Below are 18,207 nucleotides of genomic sequence, written 5' to 3'. Positions count from 1 at the left end.
CCGCGCAGGCGGTCTACTCCGGGTCGCGCACGGTGCGCTCGACGAGCGCCACGAGGGCGTCGAGCGCGGCTCCGTCGGGCACGACGGTCAGCGGCGCGTCGCCGCCCAGCGCGTTGTTGAAGTACAGCCCGTCGCTCACGAGCATCACGAGGCTGAGGGCCGCCTCGTCCCGCGTGTGCGGCCGCAGCGCATCCTCCCAGCGGGAGCGCATGTCGTGCAGCGCCGCGATGGCCGGTGCGTTGCCGGACTGCGCGAGTCGCGAGGCGGCGATGATGGCGCGGTCCAGCGGCTCGTCCTCCATGACCGAGGAGCGCAGGAAGTAGGCGACCGGGCCCTCGGGCGCCGCGGCGATCGCCGCGAGGTCGGCGTCCACCAGCTCCGAGAGCCGGGCGATGAGCGCCGCCTCCATCGCCTCCTTGGTGCCGAAGTGGTACAGCAGACCGCCTTTCGAGACGCCGGCGGCCCGGGCTGCGGCATCCATCGTCGCCGCACGCTCGCCGTCCTCGATGAGGATGCGCTCGAAGGCGTCGAGCACCTTCTCACGCGCGAGGGGAGGGCGGCTCATGGCCTCGATGCTATCGAGAGCGACGGCAGCCTCGACGATGTGTGCGGCATCCTGATACTATACCGGCTGGACGGTATAGAAATGATGACACTCACTCAGGAACTCTCGATCGCCGACGCGCAGGGCCGCAGGGTCGGCTGGCGCGGCTGGGCGGCGCTCGTCGTGCTCATGCTGCCCGTGCTGCTGGTGTCGGTCGACAACACGGTGCTGAGCTTCGCGCTGCCCGAGATCGCGCTCGACCTCGAACCCACCAGCACCGAGCAGCTGTGGATCATCGACGCGTACCCGCTCGTCCTCGCGGGGCTGCTCGTCACGATGGGAACGCTCGGCGACCGGTTCGGACGCCGGCGGATGCTGCTCATCGGTGCGACCGGCTTCGCGGCCGTGTCGGTGCTCGCGGCCTTCGCGCCCAGCGCCGCGCTGCTCGTCGCGGCCCGCGCGGGGATGGGCGTGTTCGGGGCGATGCTGATGCCGTCCACGCTGTCGCTGCTGCGCAGCATCTTCACCGACCGCGACCAGCGGCGCCTCGCGATCGCCGTGTGGGCCGCGATGTTCTCGGCCGGCTCGGCGCTCGGCCCCATCGTGGGCGGCCTGCTGCTCGAGCACTTCTCGTGGGGCTCGGTGTTCCTGCTGTCGGTGCCGGTGCTGATCCCGCTGCTGATCCTCGCGCCGCTCCTCGTGCCCGAGAGCCGCGATCCGAACCCGGGACGCATCGATCCGGTCAGCATCGCCCTCTCGATGGCGACGATGATCCCGATCGTCTACGGCATCAAGGAGCTGGCCGCGCACGGGTTCGGCGTCACGGCGTGGCTGCCGGTGCTCCTCGGCCTCGGCTTCGGCGTGTTGTTCGTTCGCCGCCAGCTGCGGGCGGCCCATCCGATGCTGGACATGCGGCTGTTCGGGCTGGGCACGTTCACGGGGGCGCTGCTCGTCAACCTGCTGAGCGTCATCGCGCTGGTCGGCTTCCTGTTCTTCGTCGCGCAGCACCTGCAGCTCATCGTGGGGCTGACACCGCTGCAGGCGGGCCTCGCCCTCGTTCCGGGGCTCGTCATGATGATCGTCTCGGGCCTGGCGGTCGTGCCGATCTCGAAGAAGTGGCCCGCTCGCGTGGTCATCCCGGCGGCACTGATCTTCTCCGTCGCCGGCTACGTCACGGTGGCCTTCGCGACCGGTCCCGACAGCATCGCGGCGCTCGTCGCCGCATTCGTGTCGCTGGGCATCGGCATCGGCGCGGCCGAGACGGTCTCGAACGAGCTCGTGCTCGCCAGTGCGCCCCCCGCCAAGGCGGGCGCGGCCAGCGCGGTGTCCGAGACGGCGTACGAGCTGGGCGCCGTGCTCGGCACGACCGTGCTCGGCGGCATCCTCACCGCTCTCTATCGCGCCAATCTCGCGATCCCCGCGGGGGTCCCGGATGCCGCGGCCGACGCCGCCGGCGAGACGCTCGCCGGCGCCGTGCACGTCGCCGACGGGATCGGCGGCGCCACCGGCACCGCGCTCTTCGACGCCGCAGCCACCGCCTTCGACGCCGGGGTGACGGTGACGGCGCTCATCGGCGCCGCCCTCGTCGTGATCGCCGGGGTCATCGCGGCCACTACCCTGGGAGAGTCCCGCCAGAAGTCGTAGGAGCACCATGTCGCGTGTCGTGAAGCTGGCCGTCATCCCGGGTGACGGCATCGGTCCCGAGGTCATCGCCGAAGCGGAGAAGGTGCTGGATGCCGCCGTCTCGGGCAGCGACGTCCGGTTCGAGTCGACGCGGTTCTCGCTGGGCGCCGGGCGGTTCCTCGAGACCGGCGAGACGCTCACCGACGCCGACCTGGAGGCGATCCGCTCGCACGACGCGATCCTGCTCGGCGCCGTCGGGGGAGTGCCCGGCGACCCGCGGCTCAAGGACGCCAACATCGAGCGCGGCCTGCTGCTGAAGCTGCGGTTCGAGCTGGACCACTACGTCAACCTGCGCCCGTCGAAGCTGTACCCCGGCGTCCCGGGGCCGCTGGCCGCGCCCGGCGACATCGACTTCGTCGTGGTGCGCGAGGGCACAGAGGGGCCGTACGTCGGCAACGGCGGCTCGATCCGCACCGGCACGCCGCACGAGGTCGCGAACGAGACGTCGGTCAACACCGCCTTCGGCGTCGAGCGGGTGGTGCGCTACGCGTTCGACCTGGCCGAGCGCAGAAGCAAGAAGCTCACGCTCGTGCACAAGACCAACGTGCTGGTGCACGCGGGCGGCATCTGGAAGCGACTCGTCGACGAGGTGGCGCGGGAGCACCCGGACGTCGCCGTAGACTATGTGCACGTCGACGCGGCCACCATCTATCTGGTCACGAACCCGGACCGCTTCGACGTGATCGTCACCGACAACCTCTTCGGAGACATCCTCACGGACCTGGCCGGCGCCGTCACCGGTGGCATCGGCCTCGCCGCCTCGGGCAACATCAACCCCGACGGCGCGTTCCCCTCGATGTTCGAGCCCGTCCACGGTTCGGCGCCCGACATCGCAGGCCAGCAGAAGGCCGACCCCACGGCGGCGATCCTCTCGGTCGCGCTGCTGCTGGACCACCTCGGGCTGCACGACGAGTCCCGGCGCGTCACGACCGCCGTCGAGGACGACATCGCCTCCCGCGGCTCCGCCCCCCGATCGACGGCCGAGGTCGGCGACGCGATCGCCGCCCGCCTCTCGGCTTAACCTGTATACGTCGCCGCACCGACGAAGGATGCACCCATGACCACCGAACTCCACCTTCAGGCGCCCTCGGCTTCCGGCCTCGTCTGGAACGTCCTGCCGGACGCCGAACCCACCCCCGACGCCGAGCGCGAGGCGATCCTCGCCGACCCGGGCTTCGGTCAGCACTTCACCGACCACATGGTCGACATCTGCTGGTCCGAGAAGGGCGGGTGGCACCGGCCGCGCGTGCAGCCGTACGGTCCGATCCCGCTGGACCCCGCGGCGGCCGTGCTGCACTACTCGCAGGAGATCTTCGAGGGGCTCAAGGCCTACCGCCACGCCGACGGCTCGATCTGGACTTTCCGTCCCGACCGCAACGCCGCCCGCCTGCAGCGCTCGGCGCGCCGCCTGGCGCTGCCCGAGCTGCCGGCCGAGTACTTCCTGGAGTCCCTGCGCCAGCTCATCGCCGTCGACGGCGCCTGGGTGCCCTCGGCCCCCGAGACGAGCCTCTACCTGCGCCCGTTCATGTTCGCCAAGGAGGCCTTCCTCGGCGTGCGCGCGGCCAAGAAGGTCGCGTACTACCTGATCGCCAGCCCGGCCGGCGCGTACTTCGCCGGCGGCGTGCAGCCCGTCAACATCGCGCTGTCGACGCGCTACGCGCGGGCCGGCCACGGTGGCACCGGCGCCGCGAAGACGGGGGGCAACTACGCGTCCAGCCTGCTGCCGCAGGCAGAGGCGTACGAGAAGGGGTGCCAGCAGGTGCTCTTCCTCGACGGCGAGTACATCGAAGAGCTCGGCGGCATGAACCTCGTGCTCGTGACCGACGACGGCCGGCTCATCACGCCCGAGTCCGACTCGATCCTCGAAGGCATCACGCTCGCGTCGATCCTGCAGCTCGCAGAAGATCGCGGCCTCACGGTCGAGCAGCGCAAGGTCACGATCGGCGAGTGGCGCGAGGGCGCGGCATCCGGTCACATCGTGGGTGCGTTCGCGTGCGGCACCGCCGCGGTGGTCGTGCCGATCGGCAAGCTCATCGCCGACGACTTCGAGATCTCGCACGAGGGCGACGCCTCGGCCGAGCTGGCCCTGTCGCTGCGGGACGAGCTCACCGGCATCCAGTACGGCCGCCTCGAGGACCGCCACGGCTGGATGGTGCGCCTCGACGCCTGACGCTCCACGGATGTGTCGCGAAGCCCCCGCGGGCAGGTCCCGCGGGGGCTTCGCGCGTCCGAGGGGGCGGCTAGGGTGAATGCGTGAGGATCGCGCGCTTCAGTCACAACGACGCCATCAGATTCGGGATCGTCGACGAGGGCGAGCTGGTCGTCCTCGAGGGCGACCCCATGTTCGCGGGATACGACACGACCGGCGAGCGCGTGCCGCTGGCCGACGTGGCGCTGCTGGCCCCGGTGATCCCGCGCTCGAAGGTCGTGGCGGTCGGCCGGAACTACCGTGATCACGCCGCCGAGCTCGGCAATGAGGTGCCGGCCGCGCCCATGCTGTTCTTCAAGCCCAACACGTCCGTCGTCGGCCCGGGCGATGCGGTGGTGCTGCCGTCGGGCTCCGAGTTCGTGAGCTTCGAGGGCGAGCTGGCGGCCGTCATCGGCCGCATCGCCAAGAACGTGCCCGCCCAGCGCGCGCTCGAGTACGTCTTCGGCTACACGATCGCCAACGACCTCACCGCGCGAGACTGGCAGAAGAGCGACGGGCAGTGGGCGCGCGCCAAGGGCTTCGACACGTCGTGCCCGCTCGGCCCGGCCATCGAGACGGACTTCGACCCCGCCGGCGACGCCGTCATCACCACCCGGCTGAACGGCGAGGTGCGTCAGCAGGGACCGATCAGCGACATGATCTTCTCGTTGGCCGATGTCATCGCGTTCGCGTCTGCGGCCTTCACGCTGCTGCCGGGTGACGTCATCCTCACCGGCACCCCCGCGGGGGTGGGGCAGATCGTGGCGGGCGACACCGTCGAGGTCGAGATCACCGGGCTCGGCACGCTGCGCAACAGCGCCCGCAGCGCCTGAGCTGCCCGCGATGGCCGACACCGAGCGGACGGCTCCCGTGGAGCCCGTCGCTCCCACCGTCGAAGAGGTCGCCCGTGTCCAGCGCCGCACCGTCTGGGTGCTGTCGCTGGGCCAGGTGCTCGGCGGCCTGGCGTTCGGCGCCACGCTGTCGCTGGGGGCGGTGCTCGCCGCGGAGCTGTCGGGCAACGACGCGCTGTCAGGCCTGGCGGCGGCATCCATCACCCTCGGCACGGCCCTGACGGCCGTCCCGCTCGCCGCCATCGCCCGCCGCCGCGGGCGCCGGCTCTCGCTCACGACCGGCATGGCGGTCGCGCTGGCGGGCGTCGGGATCGTGATCGCGGCCGTCGCGCTGGCCGCGTTCCCGCTCCTGCTGGTCGGCTTCGCGATCATCGGCGCGGGGCAGGCTGCGAACCTGCAGTCGCGCTTCGCGGCCGCGGACCTCGCGACGGATGCCTCGCGCGGACGCGACCTGTCTATCGTGGTGTGGGCGACCACCGTCGGCGCCGTGCTGGGGCCGAACCTCGTCGGCCCGGGCGAGGTGCTGGGCGACGAGCTGGGCATGCCGGCCCTCACCGGGCCGTACCTGTTCACGATCGCGGCGCAGGCGCTCGCCATCGTGCTGTACGCCGTCCTGATGCGACCGGACCCGCTGCTGCTCGCCCAGCGGGTTGTCGCGACCACGCCCGCCGCAGGCCGGGCGATCGCCCGCGCGGACCGGCCTGTCGCCGCCCGCTACGCGATCTTCGCGGTGGCGGCCGCGCACGGCACGATGGTGTCGATCATGGCGATGACGCCGGTGCACCTCACGCATCTGACGCACGCCGACTCGGACGCCGCCACGCTGTCGATCATCGGGCTGACGATCAGCCTGCACATCGCCGGCATGTATGCGCTGTCGCCCGTGTTCGGCATCCTGTCCGACCGCGTCGGGCGGGTGCCCACGATCCTCATCGGCCAGGCGCTGCTCGCCGCCGCACTGCTCACGGCGTCGTTCGGCCAGGATTCGACCATCGCGGTCACGGTGGCACTGGTGCTGCTCGGGCTCGGCTGGAGCGCGTCGACCGTCGCCGGGGCCACGCTCCTCGTCGAGTCGTCGTCCGAAGAGCTGCGCACCAGGCGCCAGGGCATCAGCGACTTCACGATGAGCATCGTCGGCGGCGCCGGTGCGATCCTGGCGGGCGCCCTCCTGGGCTGGATCGGCTACGGCGGCCTGGCCCTCGTGGTGATGGTGCTCGTGGCGGCCTCCGTGCTCATGGCACCGCTGGGCTGGCGGGCGTCGCGACGACCGGCGACCGAGGCGGGCAGCGGTGGCTGACTGGTCGGACGTCGGTGAAGCGTACGCGGCCTCGTTCGCGGCGCTGTGCGCGGGGTCGGTGGACGCCGTGCTCGACGAGGCCGAGGAGCGCACCGGAGGCAGGGTGCTGCTCGACGTCGGCACCGGGCCGGGCACTGTCGCGGCGGCCGCCGCCACGCGGGGGTGGCAGGCCGCCGGCGTCGACGCCGAGGAGTCGATGCTCGCGACGGCGCGCCGGCTGCACCCCGGCCTGTCGTTCGGGCTGGGCACCCTGCCCCGGCTCGACATCGAGGACGCGACCGCGGATGCCGTCACGGCGAACTTCGTGCTGAACCACGTGCCCGACGCGCGAGAGTCGGCGCGCGAGCTGGCGCGCGTGGCGGAACCCGACGGCGTCGTCGTCGCGACCATCTGGCACGGCGTCACGAGTCCGCTGCGGCCGCTGTGGGATGCCGTGCTGGAGGCCGTGGGAATCGATCGCCCCGCCGACAGGACGCTGCCCGCCGAGAAGGACTTCGGCCGCGATGCCGACGGCGTGGCGGCCATGCTGCGCGACGGCGGTCTGAGCGAGGTGCGTGCGCGCACACTGACGTGGGACTTCGCGTTCGAGCCCGAGGCCCTGTGGGCCGGGGTCGAGGGTGGGGTCGCGACCGTCGGTGGGATCTACCGCGCGCAGGATGCCGCCACCCGGGCCCGCATGGCCGACGCGTACCGCCACGTGACGGACGAGCTGGCCGGATCCGACGGCCTGGTGACCGTGCCGCACCGGGCTGTGCTGGTCTCGGGCCGTCCCGGCTGACGCCCGCCCCTCGTCCTCACCGCCCCTCGTGACCGGAACTGCGACCGGTGTCCCGCGAGCTCAGAACCGGGTCTCGATGAGGTCGACGACCACGGCTGACGGATCGAAGAGACCGTCGTCGAGGGAGGCGACGACGGGCACGAGCCGCCACTTGTCGAACATCGTGCACGGGTGCGACAGTCCGAAGACGACCAGGTCGCCGAGCGCGAGCGCAGAGTCGGGCGCGACCCGCAGAAAGCCGTGCTGGTCGTTCAGCTTCGTGAGCTCGGCGCCGGGCAGCGGCATCCGCTCCCCGTCCGCGGCGAGTGCGTACAGCGGGATGGGCAGCCCCTCGTCATAAGGGAAGTCGCGCTTGCCTGCGTCGATCAGCGCGAGCCCCGGCTCCGGGCGCGAGACGACGCGTGCGAGTCCGCGCGCCGCAGGGAGCAGACCTGCACCCTCGAACGGCGAGTTCTTCCGGTAGTACCCGTGGTCGTGCACGACGTAGGCGCCCGAGCGCAGCACGAACCGGGCGGAGTCGCCGCCCGCGGCCGCACCCGCGAAGGCGGCGCCGACGACATCCGGGTAGGCGCTGCCGCCCGCGGTGACCAGCACGTCGCCGTCGTCGTAGAGCGGCCGGAACGCGTCGTGGGCGGCGAGGATCTCGTCGACGAACGCGCGGGCTGCGGCAAGACCCTCCGGCCCGCGGCCATGCGCGACCGCGCCCTCGTACCCGGCCACGCCGGCCAGGCGCACCGCGGGCGACGCGGCGATCCGCTCGGCGAGGGCGACCGCACCGCCCACGGACCGCACGCCGGTGCGCCCGCCGGGGCGGCCGAGGTCGACGAGCACCTCGAGCGGCCGCGCCGGGTCGCCACCGAGGGCGCGGTCGACGATGTCGATCGCAGCCGGGTCGTCGACCCAGCTCCAGATGCGCGTTCCCGCTGCGGCGGCCTCGGCGGCCCAGCGGATCGTCTCGGCTTGGGCGAGCTGATTCGCGAGCATGACGGCCGGGATGCCGGCCTCGACCGCCACCCGCAGCTGCGACGGGGTGGCCACCGTGATGCCGGTGGCGCCGGCGTCCAGCTGGCGACGCCACAGCGCGGGGGCCATCGTCGTCTTGCCGTGCGGCATGAGCTCGAGTCCCCGTGCGGCGACCCAGCCGGCGAGGAAGGCGATGTTGTCGGCGAGCGCGCCCTGATCGAGCACCAGGAGCGGGGTCCACAGCTCCGAGAGCCGCGGATCGCGCGCGAGGAACTCCGCGATCGTGGCGCCGGCGGCGTCGGCCGGAAGGCCCTTGTCGGCGTCGCCCAGGACGCGCTCGATGCTCATCGTCCTTCGGGAAGGACGGCGACGACGTCGATCTCGACGAGGATGTCGTACAGATCCGAGCCCACGGTCGTGCGCACGGGGTACGGCTCGGCGAAGAACTCGCCGTACGCGCGGTTGTACTCGGCGAAGTCGCGCTTGAGGTGCTGCAGGTGCGCGGTCACCTTGACGACGTCGTCGAACGACGCGCCTTTCGCCTCCAGGACGCTGCGGACGTTGCGCAGCACCTGCTGCGTCTGCTCGTAGACGCCGCCAGGCACGACCTCGCCGGTTGCGGGGTCCTGCGGGCCGAATCCAGCCGTGAACAGCAGTCCTGCGGCGGCGACGCCGTGGCTGTACGGGCCCGCCGGCTTGGGCGCGTTCTGGATCATGACGGCTTCTTTGGCCATGGTGTTTCCCATCTGTCTCGGAGTGGTGGAGGTTCCCCTGTCACGAACCGCGCCGCGCGGGCGCCGGTTGCGACAGGGGAAGCGGGTGCGAAGAAGGGGAGTGGATGCCGGCGGCCGAGCCCGCGCGGCGCAGCCCGCGCCCCGCGAGGGCGCCGGTGAGGGCGCCGTCGCGCAGCACGGCCACGCCGTTGACGAACACGTCCTCGATGCCGACGGCGAGGGCGCGCGGGTCGTCGTAGGTGGCGGTGTCGGCCGCGCGCACAGGGTCGACGATCGCCATGTCGGCGACCGCGCCGGGGCGCAGGACGCCGCGGCCGTCGAGTCCGAAGCGCTCCGCGGGGCGTGCCGCGAGGTGCACCGCTGCGCCCTCCCAGCCGAACGATCGACCGACGTACGTGCTGAGAAGCCGTGCGAACGATCCGGCCGCGCGCGGATGCGGCACGGCGCCCACGAAGATGCCGTCCGAGCCGCCGGTGTGGCCGTCGAGGGCGAACAGGTGCGCGAGGTTGTCGACGGAACGCTCGTCGCGCACCGCCATGACGGCGTTCACCTCGAGACGGGCGGCGACGAGCAGGTCGAGGGTCGCATCGACGACGTCGGTACCGCGACGGTCGGCGATCTCGGCGAGTGTCAGCCCCGGTGCCCACTCCCAGTCGGGCGACGGCGTGTGCCCGACACGGATCATCGACGGCCACTCCGGACCGAGGCTGGGCTTGTCGGCCACAGCCGGGAACCACTCGCCGCGCAGGCGCGCCCGCTCCACGGGATCGGTGAGGCGTGCCACGGCGTCGTCGACGTCGAGGGCGCTGTACTCGGGCGGCAGCACAGCCATCGACACGAGCGTGCACCCGCGCGTGTACGGGTACATGTCGAACGTCAGGTCGGCGCCGGCCGCCGCCGCGTCGGCGAGCAGCCGCTCGGCGGCGTCGGCGTCCACGTGCAGGTGCGACACGTGACCGCGCACGCCGTCGTGCACGTCCGCGGTGCAGATGGCGACGACCTCGGCGAGACCAGCGGCGGTATTGGTCTCGTAGCCGCCGCGCATGTGCGTGACGTACAGCGCGCCGGCCGCGGCGACGGGAACGCACAGACGGGCGAGCTCGTCGGTGCCCGCGAAGATGCCCGGCACATAGTCGAGCCCGGTCGACAGGCCGAGGGCACCGGCCTCGAGCCCGTCGGCCACGAGCCGCTGCATCTCGGCCAGCTGGACGGCATCCGCCGGCTCTGTCGACATGCCCATGACCTCGTGGCGCACCGTGCCGGCCGGCACGAGGTACCCGACGTTGAGCGCGGTCGCGTCGTCGTACGACCCGAGCAGCTCGGCCACGCCACCGCCCACGTAGGTGGGATGCGGGCCGTTGATCGCCGCGAAGTAGCGGGATGCCCACTCGCCGTCGCCGGGTGCGTACGAGACGCCGTCCTGGCCGCCGATCACCGTGGTCACCCCCTGCCGCAGCAGCGTGAGCTGAACCTCGGGGTCGAAGACCCGCCCGTCGACATGCGCGTGGGCGTCGACGAAGCCCGGCATGACGAACCTGCCGGTCGCATCCACGACGACGTCGCCGGGGCGTTCGCCGACTTCGCCGATCAGGCCGATGCGGTCTCCGGCGATCTCGACGTCGGCGCGCCGTCGCGGCATCCCGGTGCCGTCGACGATCACTCCGCCGCGCAACACCGTGCGGTGGGGCTGAGGGGTCATGCGGCCTCCGTCGACGCGAGGGCGGGCTGACCCGCGTCAGCAGTCTACGCAGTGCGTCGGGGGCGCAGGCGGCTCACCCGCCGAGCGCGGCGAGGGCCAGATCGACGTCGTCGCCGTCGTTGAAGAGGTGGAAGGCGACGCGGGCGCGACCGGCGCGCCCCGACGCCGTGATGCCTGCTGCGGTGAGCCGGGCGAGGTCGCACCCGTCGGGATCGTCCCACGTGACGATCGCCGATGCGCGTGCCGGCTCCGGCAGCCCCATGCCGGCACGGAACGTCGCAGCGAGTCCCGTCGTGTGCGTGTACAGCTCGGCAGGATCGAGGGCGGCGAACAGCTCCAGCGCGGGTGCCGCGCCCACGAACGCCTGCCAGGCGGGCGACACGTCGAACCGTCGCGCGTCGGCGGCCAGCTCGACATCGCCGCCGTAGCACGACGACCACGGGTCGTCGCCGGCGTACCAGCCGGCGTGGATCGGCGCCAGGCGTGCCGTCAGGCGCGTCGAGAGCGCCAGGAACGCCACGCCGCGCGGCGCGCAGAGCCACTTGTAGGCGTGGCACAGCACCGCGTCGTAATCCGAGGCGGCGACGGGAAGCCAGCCGATCGCCTGCGTCGCGTCGCACACCGTCAGGGCATCGACGCGGGCGGCTGCGGCGACGATGGCCGCGGCATCCGCCACCTCACCGGTGGCCGACTGCACGATCGAGAAGGCCACGAGCGCGGTCGCCGGACGCACGTGCGCCGCGAGATCGCCGAGCGGTGCGGTGCGGACGCGGATGCCACGACCGACGTGCTGGAACGGCAGCACCATCGACGAGAACTCTCCGTCGGGCACCAGCACCTCTGCGCCGTCGGCCAGGGATGCCGCGATCAGCCCTGCAGCCACGGAGGTCTGCGAGCCGATCGCGACGCGCTCTGCACCGACGCCCACCAGCGACCCGAACAGCGCCCGCGAGCGCTCGACCGCCGCGCAGTAGCCGGCGAGGTCGACGCGGCCCGCGGCGGAGGCGTCGAGGTCGGCGATGATCGCCGCGCGCGTGCCACGACTGGGCAGCCCCGCCGTGCAGGCCGCCAGGTAGTCGCGGCCGCCGGTGAACTCGCGCTGCGCGGCGCGGATCGCGGGGGAGGAGTCGAGCAGTGCGGACATGCCCCCAGCCTGAGTCACGCCAATTGCTCGCGTCTACAGCAGGTGTTCCATGAAATCCATAACGTGCGCTTATGCTCTTCGGATGACGGATGTGTTGGACGAAGATCCGGGGTTCGACGCGCGGGAGCTGCGGCTCGTCAAGGCGATCGCGGATGCCGGCTCCATCACGGGAGCGGCTGCGGAACTCGGATACAGCCAGCCGGCGGTCAGCCAGCAGCTCAAGCGCCTGGAGCAGCGTCTCGGCGTCGCGCTCGTCGAGCGCGTCGGCCGCAGCGTCCGCCTCACCGACGCGGGCCGGATCCTCGCGCGGCATGCGCCCGCTGTGACGACCGCGCTGGATGCCGTCGCCGGCGAGCTCGCCGAACTCCGCGGACTCCGCTCCGCACGTGTGCGCCTCATGGCCTTCCCTTCGGCGTCGCCGACCGTCGTGCCCAGACTGCTCGCCGAGCTCGCGGTGCGGCATCCCGGCATCTCGCTCACGTACGTCGAGGCGGAGCCGCCCGAAGCCGTCGAGGCCGTGCGCGAGGACCGCACCGACATCGCGCTGACCTTCAGCTATCCGGGCGACCGTGACGACCCCCACGGGTCGAGCGCGCGTGGACTCGACGTGCGCTCGATCGGCGTCGACGAGATGCTCGCCGTGCTTCCTGAGGGGCACCCAGGTGCCCGCGGCGGATCCGTCGACGTCGCCGCGCTCGCCGACGACGCCTGGATCGCGGGGTGCCCGCGCTGCCGCGGGCACCTGCTGGAGCTCTGCGGTCGGGCGGGGTTCGCCCCGCGCATCGCGTTCGAGACCGACAACTTCGTGGCCGTCGAGGGGCTCGTCGCACAGGGGATCGGCGTCGCGACGCTGCCGCGCATGGCGGTCGAGTCGTTCCCGCAGCTGCCGGGACTGGCGATCGTTCCGCTGCCTGCGGGGGAGCAGCGCACGATCCACACGGTCACCGCCCGCGGCGCAGACCGCGTGCCGGCCGTGCGGGCTACCCTCGCGGCCCTGACGCGTCTCATCGCGGCGCCGTCGGCGGACCCGGGGCCGACGGCATCCGCGAACTAGACTTGAGCGCGATGCCTTCTTCGCCTGATCCCCGCACCACGACCGCCACCGGCGCCGACGTCCGCGTCCGGTTCTGTCCGTCGCCGACCGGCCTTCCTCACGTCGGACTCATCCGCACGGTGCTGTTCAACTGGGCCTACGCGCGCCACAACGGCGGCAAGCTCGTGTTCCGCATCGAAGACACCGACGCCGCGCGCGACAGCGAAGAGAGCTACCAGCAGCTGCTCGATGCGCTCCGCTGGCTCAAGATCGACTGGGACGAGGGCGTCGAGGTCGGCGGGCCGCACGCGCCGTATCGCCAGTCGCAGCGTCACGACATCTACCGCGACGTGCTGGGCAGGCTCATCGAGGCCGGAGCGGTGTACGAGAGCTACTCGACGGCCGAAGAGATCGACGCGCGCAACGAGGCCAACGGCCGAGCCAAGCAGCTCGGCTACGACAACTTCGACCGGCACCTCACGGACGAGCAGAAGGCGGCGTTCCGCGCCGAGGGCCGTGAGCCCGCGTGGCGCCTGCGCGTGCCGGACGAGGACCTCACCTACGTCGACCTCATCCGCGGCGAGGTCACGTTCCCCGCCGGCTCGTTCCCGGACTTCGTGCTCGTGCGTGCCGGCGGCGTGCCGCTGTACCCGTTCGTGAACCCCGTCGACGACGCGCTGATGGGCATCACGCACGTGATCCGCGGCGAGGACCTCATGCCGTCGACGGCGCGCCAGCTCGCGCTGTACCGGGCGCTGGTGGATGCCGGCATCACGACGTTCATCCCGCGCTTCGCGCACATGCCCCTCGTGCTGGGCGAAGAGGGCAACAAGAAGCTCTCGAAGCGCGATCCGAAGGCCGACCTGTTCCTGCAGCGCGACAAGGGCTTCATCCACGAGGGCCTGCTCAACTACCTCGCCCTGCTGGGCTGGTCGATCGGTCCCGACCGCGACGTGTTCTCGCTCGAAGAGCTCGTGGCCGCCTTCGACATCGTCGATGTCAACCCCAACCCGGCCCGCTTCGACCAGAAGAAGGCCGAGTCCATCAACGGCGACCACATCAGGATGCTGGCGCCCGAGGACTTCGCGGCGCGCCTGGTTCCCTACCTCGTGGCCGCCGGCGTCATCGAAGAGCCGCCGACGCCGGCACAGCAGGCGATGCTGTCGGCCGCCGCACCGCTCGTGCAGGAGCGCATGCAGCTGCTCGGCGACGCGCCGGGTCTGCTCGGCTTCCTGTTCACGAACGAGCTGACGTACCAGGACGACGCCCTGGCGTCGCTCCCGGCGAACGCGAACGAGGTGCTCGTCGCGTCGGTGGGCGCCCTCGAGCTGGTGCCCGACACGGACTTCTCGGCCGCCGCGGTGCAGGACGCCCTCGCCGGCGCCCTGATCACACCCGTCGAGGACGGCGGGCTCGGTCTCAAGCCGCGCGTCGCCTACGGCCCGCTGCGCGTCGCGCTGAGCGGGCGTCGCGTCTCGCCGCCGCTGTTCGAGTCCATGGAGCTGCTCGGCAAGGCCGAGACGATCCGGCGCCTGGGCGCCCTGCTCGACGCGCGCGGGTAGCGCCCCGGTTTGGAGCAGGTGCCGCAGTGACGTAGACTCGTTCCTCGGCACCGCTTCGGCGGAAACGCCTTGGGGTATGGTGTAATTGGCAACACGGCTGATTCTGGTTCAGTTGTTCTTGGTTCGAGTCCAGGTACCCCAGCAAGATGACAACCCCCGAATCATCGGGGGTTTCGTCGTTTCTGCCTGGAGGTGACCCACGCTACGGGTCACCGTCGCGCCCGGCGTCGTGCCGGCCGATTCCGTCGACATCACCGTTCTTCTGCACTCCTCGGTGAAATATGCACTCGTCGGTAGAGTCAGATCCCTGACGCGGCACGCCGCAGGAGGGGACGCACGATGAGTCGGCCAGAAGACCCCCGGATCGCGCGCTCGCGCGCGCTGATCCTGGACGCAGCCCTCGAGGCGTTCCTGGAGTTCGGCTACGACGGGGTGAGCGTGGAGCTCGTCGCCGAGCGGGCGGGTGTGGCCAAGCGCACGGTGTACAACATCTACGGCGAGAAGGAGGCGCTCTTCCGGGCCACTCTCGGCAGGTCGATCGCCACCGCCGAGCAGTTCGCGCAGCTGCTGACCGAGGCCATCGAGGGACTCGAGGATGTGGAGCGGGAGCTGCCGCGGCTGGCCGAGCGTCTTGCCGAGGATGTCCTGCTCGGTCCGGTGCTGCCCCTGCGCCGGCTGCTCGTCGGAGAAGCGGCCCGATTCCCCGACCTCGTCGCGCAGTATCGCCGGCGAGCACCGGAGACGGTGCTGCGGGCGCTCTCCGCCGCGTTCGCCCGCCTGGCCGATCGCGGCCTGCTCGTGATCGGCTCGCCGACGCTCGCGGCGGAGCACTTCGCGTTCCTGGTGATGGGGGCCGAGATGGATCGCAGGATGCTGGGTGCGAAGACCGCCCAGCCGGCGAAGGTGCGGGCGCACGCGCGCGAGGGAGCACGCGTGTTCCTCGCCGCGTACGGGCGGCGCTGAACCGGCTCCGCCACATGCCGCGCGTCGTGCACGCTCTCGTCAGGCCGGCGATATCGTGCAGAGGGGGGCACCGACGATCTGAGGGGGCTCCGTGTTCGAATCCGATGTCCTGGATGTCGCGCAGCAGTCCTCCACGGGAGCGCTGCCGCCGGGTCGTCGCGTCGACGAGCTGGTGACGGCCGCGCACGCGCGGTACGCGTCGGACGACTCCGGCGTCGTCGCCGACTACATCCCGGTCCTCGGGCAGGCCGACCCCTCCTGGTTCGGGCTCAGCGTCGTCGGGGTGGACGGCGGCGTCCACGAGGCCGGGGACACCGGCATCCCCTTCACCATCCAGTCCATCTCGAAGGCGTTCGTGTTCGCGCTGGCGTGCCAGGCGATCGGTCACGAGCGCGTCCACGAGCGCGTCGGCGTCAACAACACCGGGCTGGCCTTCAACTCCGTCATCGCCGTGGAGCTCAACGCCGGGAGCCCGATGAACCCCATGGTCAACCCCGGAGCCATCGCCACCACCGCCCTGCTGCCGGCGGCGACGTCCGACGAGCGGTGGGCCGTGGTGTGCGACGGGCTGTCGCGCTTCGCGGGGCGACCCCTCGAACTCGACGACGAGGTCTACCGCTCGGAGTCCGAGACCAATCACCGCAATCGTGCGATCGCACAGCTGCTCCACAGCTACGGCCGCCTCGATGCCGACGCCGACGAGACCGTCGACGTCTACACCCGGCAGTGCGCGCTCGCCGTCGACGCGCACGACCTCGCCGTCATGGGTGCGACGCTCGCCGACGGCGGGGTGAACCCGCTGACGGGGGAGCAGGTCGTGCCGGCCGAGGTCTGCCGCGACACGCTGGCCGTGCTGGCCTCGTGCGGGATGTACGAGCGATCGGGCGAATGGCTGTTCGAGATCGGGCTGCCGGCGAAGTCCGGGGTCTCCGGCGGCATCGTCGCCGTCTCGCCCGGCAAGGGCGCCGTCGGGGCCTTCTCGCCGCGGCTCGACGCCGCGGGCAACAGCGTCCGCGGCCAGCGCGCGTGCGCCTACCTGTCGCGCGCGCTCGGCCTGAATCTCTTCGCCTCCGCCCGCTGGGCGACCTCATCGAACGGAGATGCCTCATGACCGTTGACGAGCGGATGCCGCCGACCGATGTCGAGAAGCGCTCCTGGGTGCCGATGATCGGCCTCTTCCTCGCCCAGGTGCTCATGTCGTTCAACGTGTCGGCGCTGCCCATCTCGCTGGGCGGGTTCGTGGAGGACTTCGGCGTGCCGCCGACGGTCGCGAGCACCACGATCGTCGTCTACGGGCTCGCCGTCGCGGCGCTGGTGATGACGGGGGCCAAGCTCGGCCAGCGGGTCGGCTGGGTGCGCATCTTCCGTGTCGTGATCGTGGTGTTCGGCGCGTCCTCGCTCATGATGATCCTCGCCCAGACGATGGGCTGGGCCATCGCGGGCCAGGTGCTCGCCGGCGCGGCGGCGGCCATCATCGTGCCGTCGCTGGTCGCCCTCATCGCCGAGAACTACCAGGGCGGCCAGCAGGCGACGGCGGTCGGCTCGCTGGGCTCGGCCCGGGCCTTCTCGGGCGTGAGCGCGTTCCTCATCGGCGGCACGCTCGGCACGCTCGTGGGCTGGCGGCCGATCTTCGCGATCACGCTGGGTCTGGCCGTCGTCGTGTTCATCCTGAGCTTCCGGCTGCGCTCCGACCGCGGCAATCCCTCAGTCAAGATCGACCTCGTCGCATCGGCGCTCATCGGCGTGGCGATCGTGCTGCTCACCCTGGGCTTCAACAACCTCAACGCGTGGGGCATCCTCGAGGCGCGCGAGGGCGCGCCGTTCTCGGTCGTCGGCATGTCGCCCGCTCCGATCCTGGTGGTGCTCGGCGTCGTGTTCGGGCAGCTGTTCTTCGTGTGGACCCGTCGCCGCATGCGGCGCGGGCTCCAGCCCCTCGTCGACCTGTCGGTGCTGGGGCACAGCCGCGAACGCGCCGCGGTGTACGCGATGTTCATCATCGTGGCGATGGAGGCGGCGGTGAACTTCACGGTGCCCACCTACATCCAGGTGGTGCAGGGGCGCACGCCGTTCGACACGTCGCTCGCGATGATGCCGTTCAACCTCACCGTGTTCGTCACGGCGACCCTCATCGTGCGGTTCTACCGCAGCTACTCGCCGCGGACGATCGGTCTCTTCTCGTTCGGGCTGACCACGCTCGCGCTGGTGTGGCTGTCGGTGGTGGTCACCAACAACTGGGAGACCCTCCCGACGATCGTCGGGCTCATCGTGTTCGGCATCGGGCAGGGAGCCCTCGTGACCCTGGTGTTCAACGTCCTCGTGACCTCCGCGCCGAAGAGCCTCGCGGGTGATGTCGGGTCGATCCGCGGTACGACGCAGAACCTCGCCTCGGCTGTCGGCACGGCGGTGATGGGCGCCGTGCTCGTCACGACCCTCAGCATCGGGGTGGGCAACGCGGTCGCCGACCATCCTGACCTGCCGCCGGAGCTCGTCGCCCAGGTCGACCTCGACCAGGTGAACTTCGTGAGCAACGACGAGCTGCGCGCCGTCCTCGAGCGCACAGACGCCGACGCGGCGCAGATCGACGCCGCGATCGCGCTCAACGAGGAGGAGCGGCTGCGCACGCTCAAGCTCGGATTCCTGATCCTCGCCGGCATCAGCCTCGTCGCGGCGATGCCCGCCTCGCGCCTGCCGCGCTACCGACCAGGCGAGATCCCCGTCGATCCCGAGATGGTCGACGACCCGGCCCGCGCAGATCCGTGATCGATGGA

General features: G+C 71.7%; 16 protein-coding genes and 1 tRNA gene. 12 read left to right on the top strand and 5 right to left on the bottom strand.

The features are described from left to right. Positions 1-13: 13 nt before the first annotated feature. Positions 14-565 carry a TetR/AcrR family transcriptional regulator gene (locus JNB62_RS04635; protein ID WP_220299697.1) on the bottom strand — a complete coding sequence of 184 codons (552 nt, stop codon included), beginning with the start codon at positions 563-565 and terminating at the stop codon, positions 14-16. A gap of 81 nt (positions 566-646) precedes the next feature. Here JNB62_RS04635 and JNB62_RS04630 point away from each other — a divergent pair, with 81 nt between their 5' ends. From JNB62_RS04630 to JNB62_RS04605, 6 genes are all read left to right on the top strand, one after another. Then, positions 647-2,188: an MFS transporter gene (locus JNB62_RS04630; RefSeq protein ID WP_220299696.1), complete on the top strand. Its 1,542-nt coding sequence runs from the start codon at positions 647-649 to the stop codon at positions 2,186-2,188. A gap of 7 nt (positions 2,189-2,195) precedes the next feature. Further along, positions 2,196-3,248 (top strand): 3-isopropylmalate dehydrogenase, encoded by a 1,053-nt coding sequence (locus tag JNB62_RS04625; RefSeq protein ID WP_220299695.1) that lies wholly within the window; start codon positions 2,196-2,198, stop codon positions 3,246-3,248. Positions 3,249-3,284: 36 nt separating this feature from the next. Then, positions 3,285-4,397 carry a branched-chain amino acid aminotransferase gene (locus JNB62_RS04620; RefSeq protein ID WP_220299694.1) on the top strand — a complete coding sequence of 371 codons (1,113 nt, stop codon included), beginning with the start codon at positions 3,285-3,287 and terminating at the stop codon, positions 4,395-4,397. Positions 4,398-4,480: 83 nt separating this feature from the next. Then, entirely contained in the window at positions 4,481-5,248 is a 768-nt protein-coding gene (locus JNB62_RS04615; protein WP_220299693.1) for a fumarylacetoacetate hydrolase family protein, read from the top strand. A 10-nt stretch (positions 5,249-5,258) separates the two neighbouring features. Then, complete coding sequence (locus JNB62_RS04610; RefSeq protein ID WP_220299692.1) at positions 5,259-6,563, top strand: MFS transporter; 1,305 nt, start codon at positions 5,259-5,261, stop codon at positions 6,561-6,563. Further along, positions 6,556-7,341 (top strand): class I SAM-dependent methyltransferase, encoded by a 786-nt coding sequence (locus tag JNB62_RS04605; protein ID WP_220299691.1) that lies wholly within the window; start codon positions 6,556-6,558, stop codon positions 7,339-7,341. The genes JNB62_RS04610 and JNB62_RS04605 overlap by 8 nt, the downstream gene beginning before the upstream one ends. A 60-nt stretch (positions 7,342-7,401) precedes the next feature. Here JNB62_RS04605 and JNB62_RS04600 read toward each other — a convergent pair whose 3' ends face one another. From JNB62_RS04600 to JNB62_RS04585, 4 genes are all read right to left on the bottom strand, one after another. Beyond that, positions 7,402-8,652: an alanine racemase gene (locus tag JNB62_RS04600; protein ID WP_220299690.1), complete on the bottom strand. Its 1,251-nt coding sequence runs from the start codon at positions 8,650-8,652 to the stop codon at positions 7,402-7,404. Continuing rightward, entirely contained in the window at positions 8,649-9,038 is a 390-nt protein-coding gene (locus tag JNB62_RS04595) for a RidA family protein (RefSeq protein ID WP_220299689.1), read from the bottom strand. The genes JNB62_RS04600 and JNB62_RS04595 overlap by 4 nt, the downstream gene beginning before the upstream one ends. Before the next feature lie 40 nt (positions 9,039-9,078). Next, positions 9,079-10,737 carry an N-acyl-D-amino-acid deacylase family protein gene (locus JNB62_RS04590; protein ID WP_220299688.1) on the bottom strand — a complete coding sequence of 553 codons (1,659 nt, stop codon included), beginning with the start codon at positions 10,735-10,737 and terminating at the stop codon, positions 9,079-9,081. A gap of 73 nt (positions 10,738-10,810) precedes the next feature. Continuing rightward, the gene (locus JNB62_RS04585) at positions 10,811-11,881 is read right to left on the bottom strand and encodes an aminotransferase class V-fold PLP-dependent enzyme (RefSeq protein WP_220299687.1); all 1,071 of its coding nucleotides are present in this window, start codon (positions 11,879-11,881) and stop codon (positions 10,811-10,813) included. An 82-nt stretch (positions 11,882-11,963) separates the two neighbouring features. Between JNB62_RS04585 and JNB62_RS04580 the strand changes: the two genes are divergently transcribed. From JNB62_RS04580 to JNB62_RS04555, 6 genes are all read left to right on the top strand, one after another. Beyond that, entirely contained in the window at positions 11,964-12,935 is a 972-nt protein-coding gene (locus JNB62_RS04580) for a LysR family transcriptional regulator (RefSeq protein WP_220299686.1), read from the top strand. Between the two features lie 11 nt (positions 12,936-12,946). Then, positions 12,947-14,476 carry a glutamate--tRNA ligase gene (gene gltX / locus JNB62_RS04575; protein ID WP_220299685.1) on the top strand — a complete coding sequence of 510 codons (1,530 nt, stop codon included), beginning with the start codon at positions 12,947-12,949 and terminating at the stop codon, positions 14,474-14,476. A gap of 70 nt (positions 14,477-14,546) precedes the next feature. Further along, positions 14,547-14,618, top strand: a tRNA-Gln gene (locus tag JNB62_RS04570). 197 nt (positions 14,619-14,815) lie between these two features. Continuing rightward, entirely contained in the window at positions 14,816-15,439 is a 624-nt protein-coding gene (locus JNB62_RS04565) for a TetR/AcrR family transcriptional regulator (RefSeq protein WP_220299684.1), read from the top strand. 91 nt (positions 15,440-15,530) lie between these two features. Then, on the top strand, positions 15,531-16,550 hold the full coding sequence (gene glsA / locus JNB62_RS04560) for a glutaminase A (protein WP_220299683.1): 1,020 nt from the start codon (positions 15,531-15,533) through the stop codon (positions 16,548-16,550). Continuing rightward, positions 16,547-18,199 (top strand): MFS transporter, encoded by a 1,653-nt coding sequence (locus tag JNB62_RS04555; protein WP_223230945.1) that lies wholly within the window; start codon positions 16,547-16,549, stop codon positions 18,197-18,199. The genes glsA and JNB62_RS04555 overlap by 4 nt, the downstream gene beginning before the upstream one ends. Positions 18,200-18,207 lie beyond the last annotated feature (8 nt).

The sequence above is a fragment of the Microbacterium jejuense genome (genome assembly GCF_019511665.1).
Taxonomy (GTDB): domain Bacteria; phylum Actinomycetota; class Actinomycetes; order Actinomycetales; family Microbacteriaceae; genus Microbacterium; species Microbacterium jejuense_A.
This window is presented reverse-complemented; position numbering and strand designations above follow the sequence as displayed.

Excerpts from the sequence above, each read along its gene's own strand:
- JNB62_RS04635 (WP_220299697.1), bottom strand. The coding sequence starts at position 565 with ATGAGCCGCCCTCCCCTCGCGCGTGAGAAGGTGCTCGACGCCTTCGAG.
- JNB62_RS04630 (WP_220299696.1), top strand. The coding sequence starts at position 647 with ATGATGACACTCACTCAGGAACTCTCGATCGCCGACGCGCAGGGCCGC.
- JNB62_RS04625 (WP_220299695.1), top strand. The coding sequence starts at position 2,196 with ATGTCGCGTGTCGTGAAGCTGGCCGTCATCCCGGGTGACGGCATCGGT.
- JNB62_RS04620 (WP_220299694.1), top strand. The coding sequence starts at position 3,285 with ATGACCACCGAACTCCACCTTCAGGCGCCCTCGGCTTCCGGCCTCGTC.
- JNB62_RS04610 (WP_220299692.1), top strand. The coding sequence starts at position 5,259 with ATGGCCGACACCGAGCGGACGGCTCCCGTGGAGCCCGTCGCTCCCACC.
- JNB62_RS04600 (WP_220299690.1), bottom strand. The coding sequence starts at position 8,652 with ATGAGCATCGAGCGCGTCCTGGGCGACGCCGACAAGGGCCTTCCGGCC.
- JNB62_RS04595 (WP_220299689.1), bottom strand. The coding sequence starts at position 9,038 with ATGGCCAAAGAAGCCGTCATGATCCAGAACGCGCCCAAGCCGGCGGGC.
- JNB62_RS04590 (WP_220299688.1), bottom strand. The coding sequence starts at position 10,737 with ATGACCCCTCAGCCCCACCGCACGGTGTTGCGCGGCGGAGTGATCGTC.
- JNB62_RS04585 (WP_220299687.1), bottom strand. The coding sequence starts at position 11,881 with ATGTCCGCACTGCTCGACTCCTCCCCCGCGATCCGCGCCGCGCAGCGC.
- JNB62_RS04580 (WP_220299686.1), top strand. The coding sequence starts at position 11,964 with ATGACGGATGTGTTGGACGAAGATCCGGGGTTCGACGCGCGGGAGCTG.
- gltX (WP_220299685.1), top strand. The coding sequence starts at position 12,947 with ATGCCTTCTTCGCCTGATCCCCGCACCACGACCGCCACCGGCGCCGAC.
- JNB62_RS04565 (WP_220299684.1), top strand. The coding sequence starts at position 14,816 with ATGAGTCGGCCAGAAGACCCCCGGATCGCGCGCTCGCGCGCGCTGATC.
- JNB62_RS04555 (WP_223230945.1), top strand. The coding sequence starts at position 16,547 with ATGACCGTTGACGAGCGGATGCCGCCGACCGATGTCGAGAAGCGCTCC.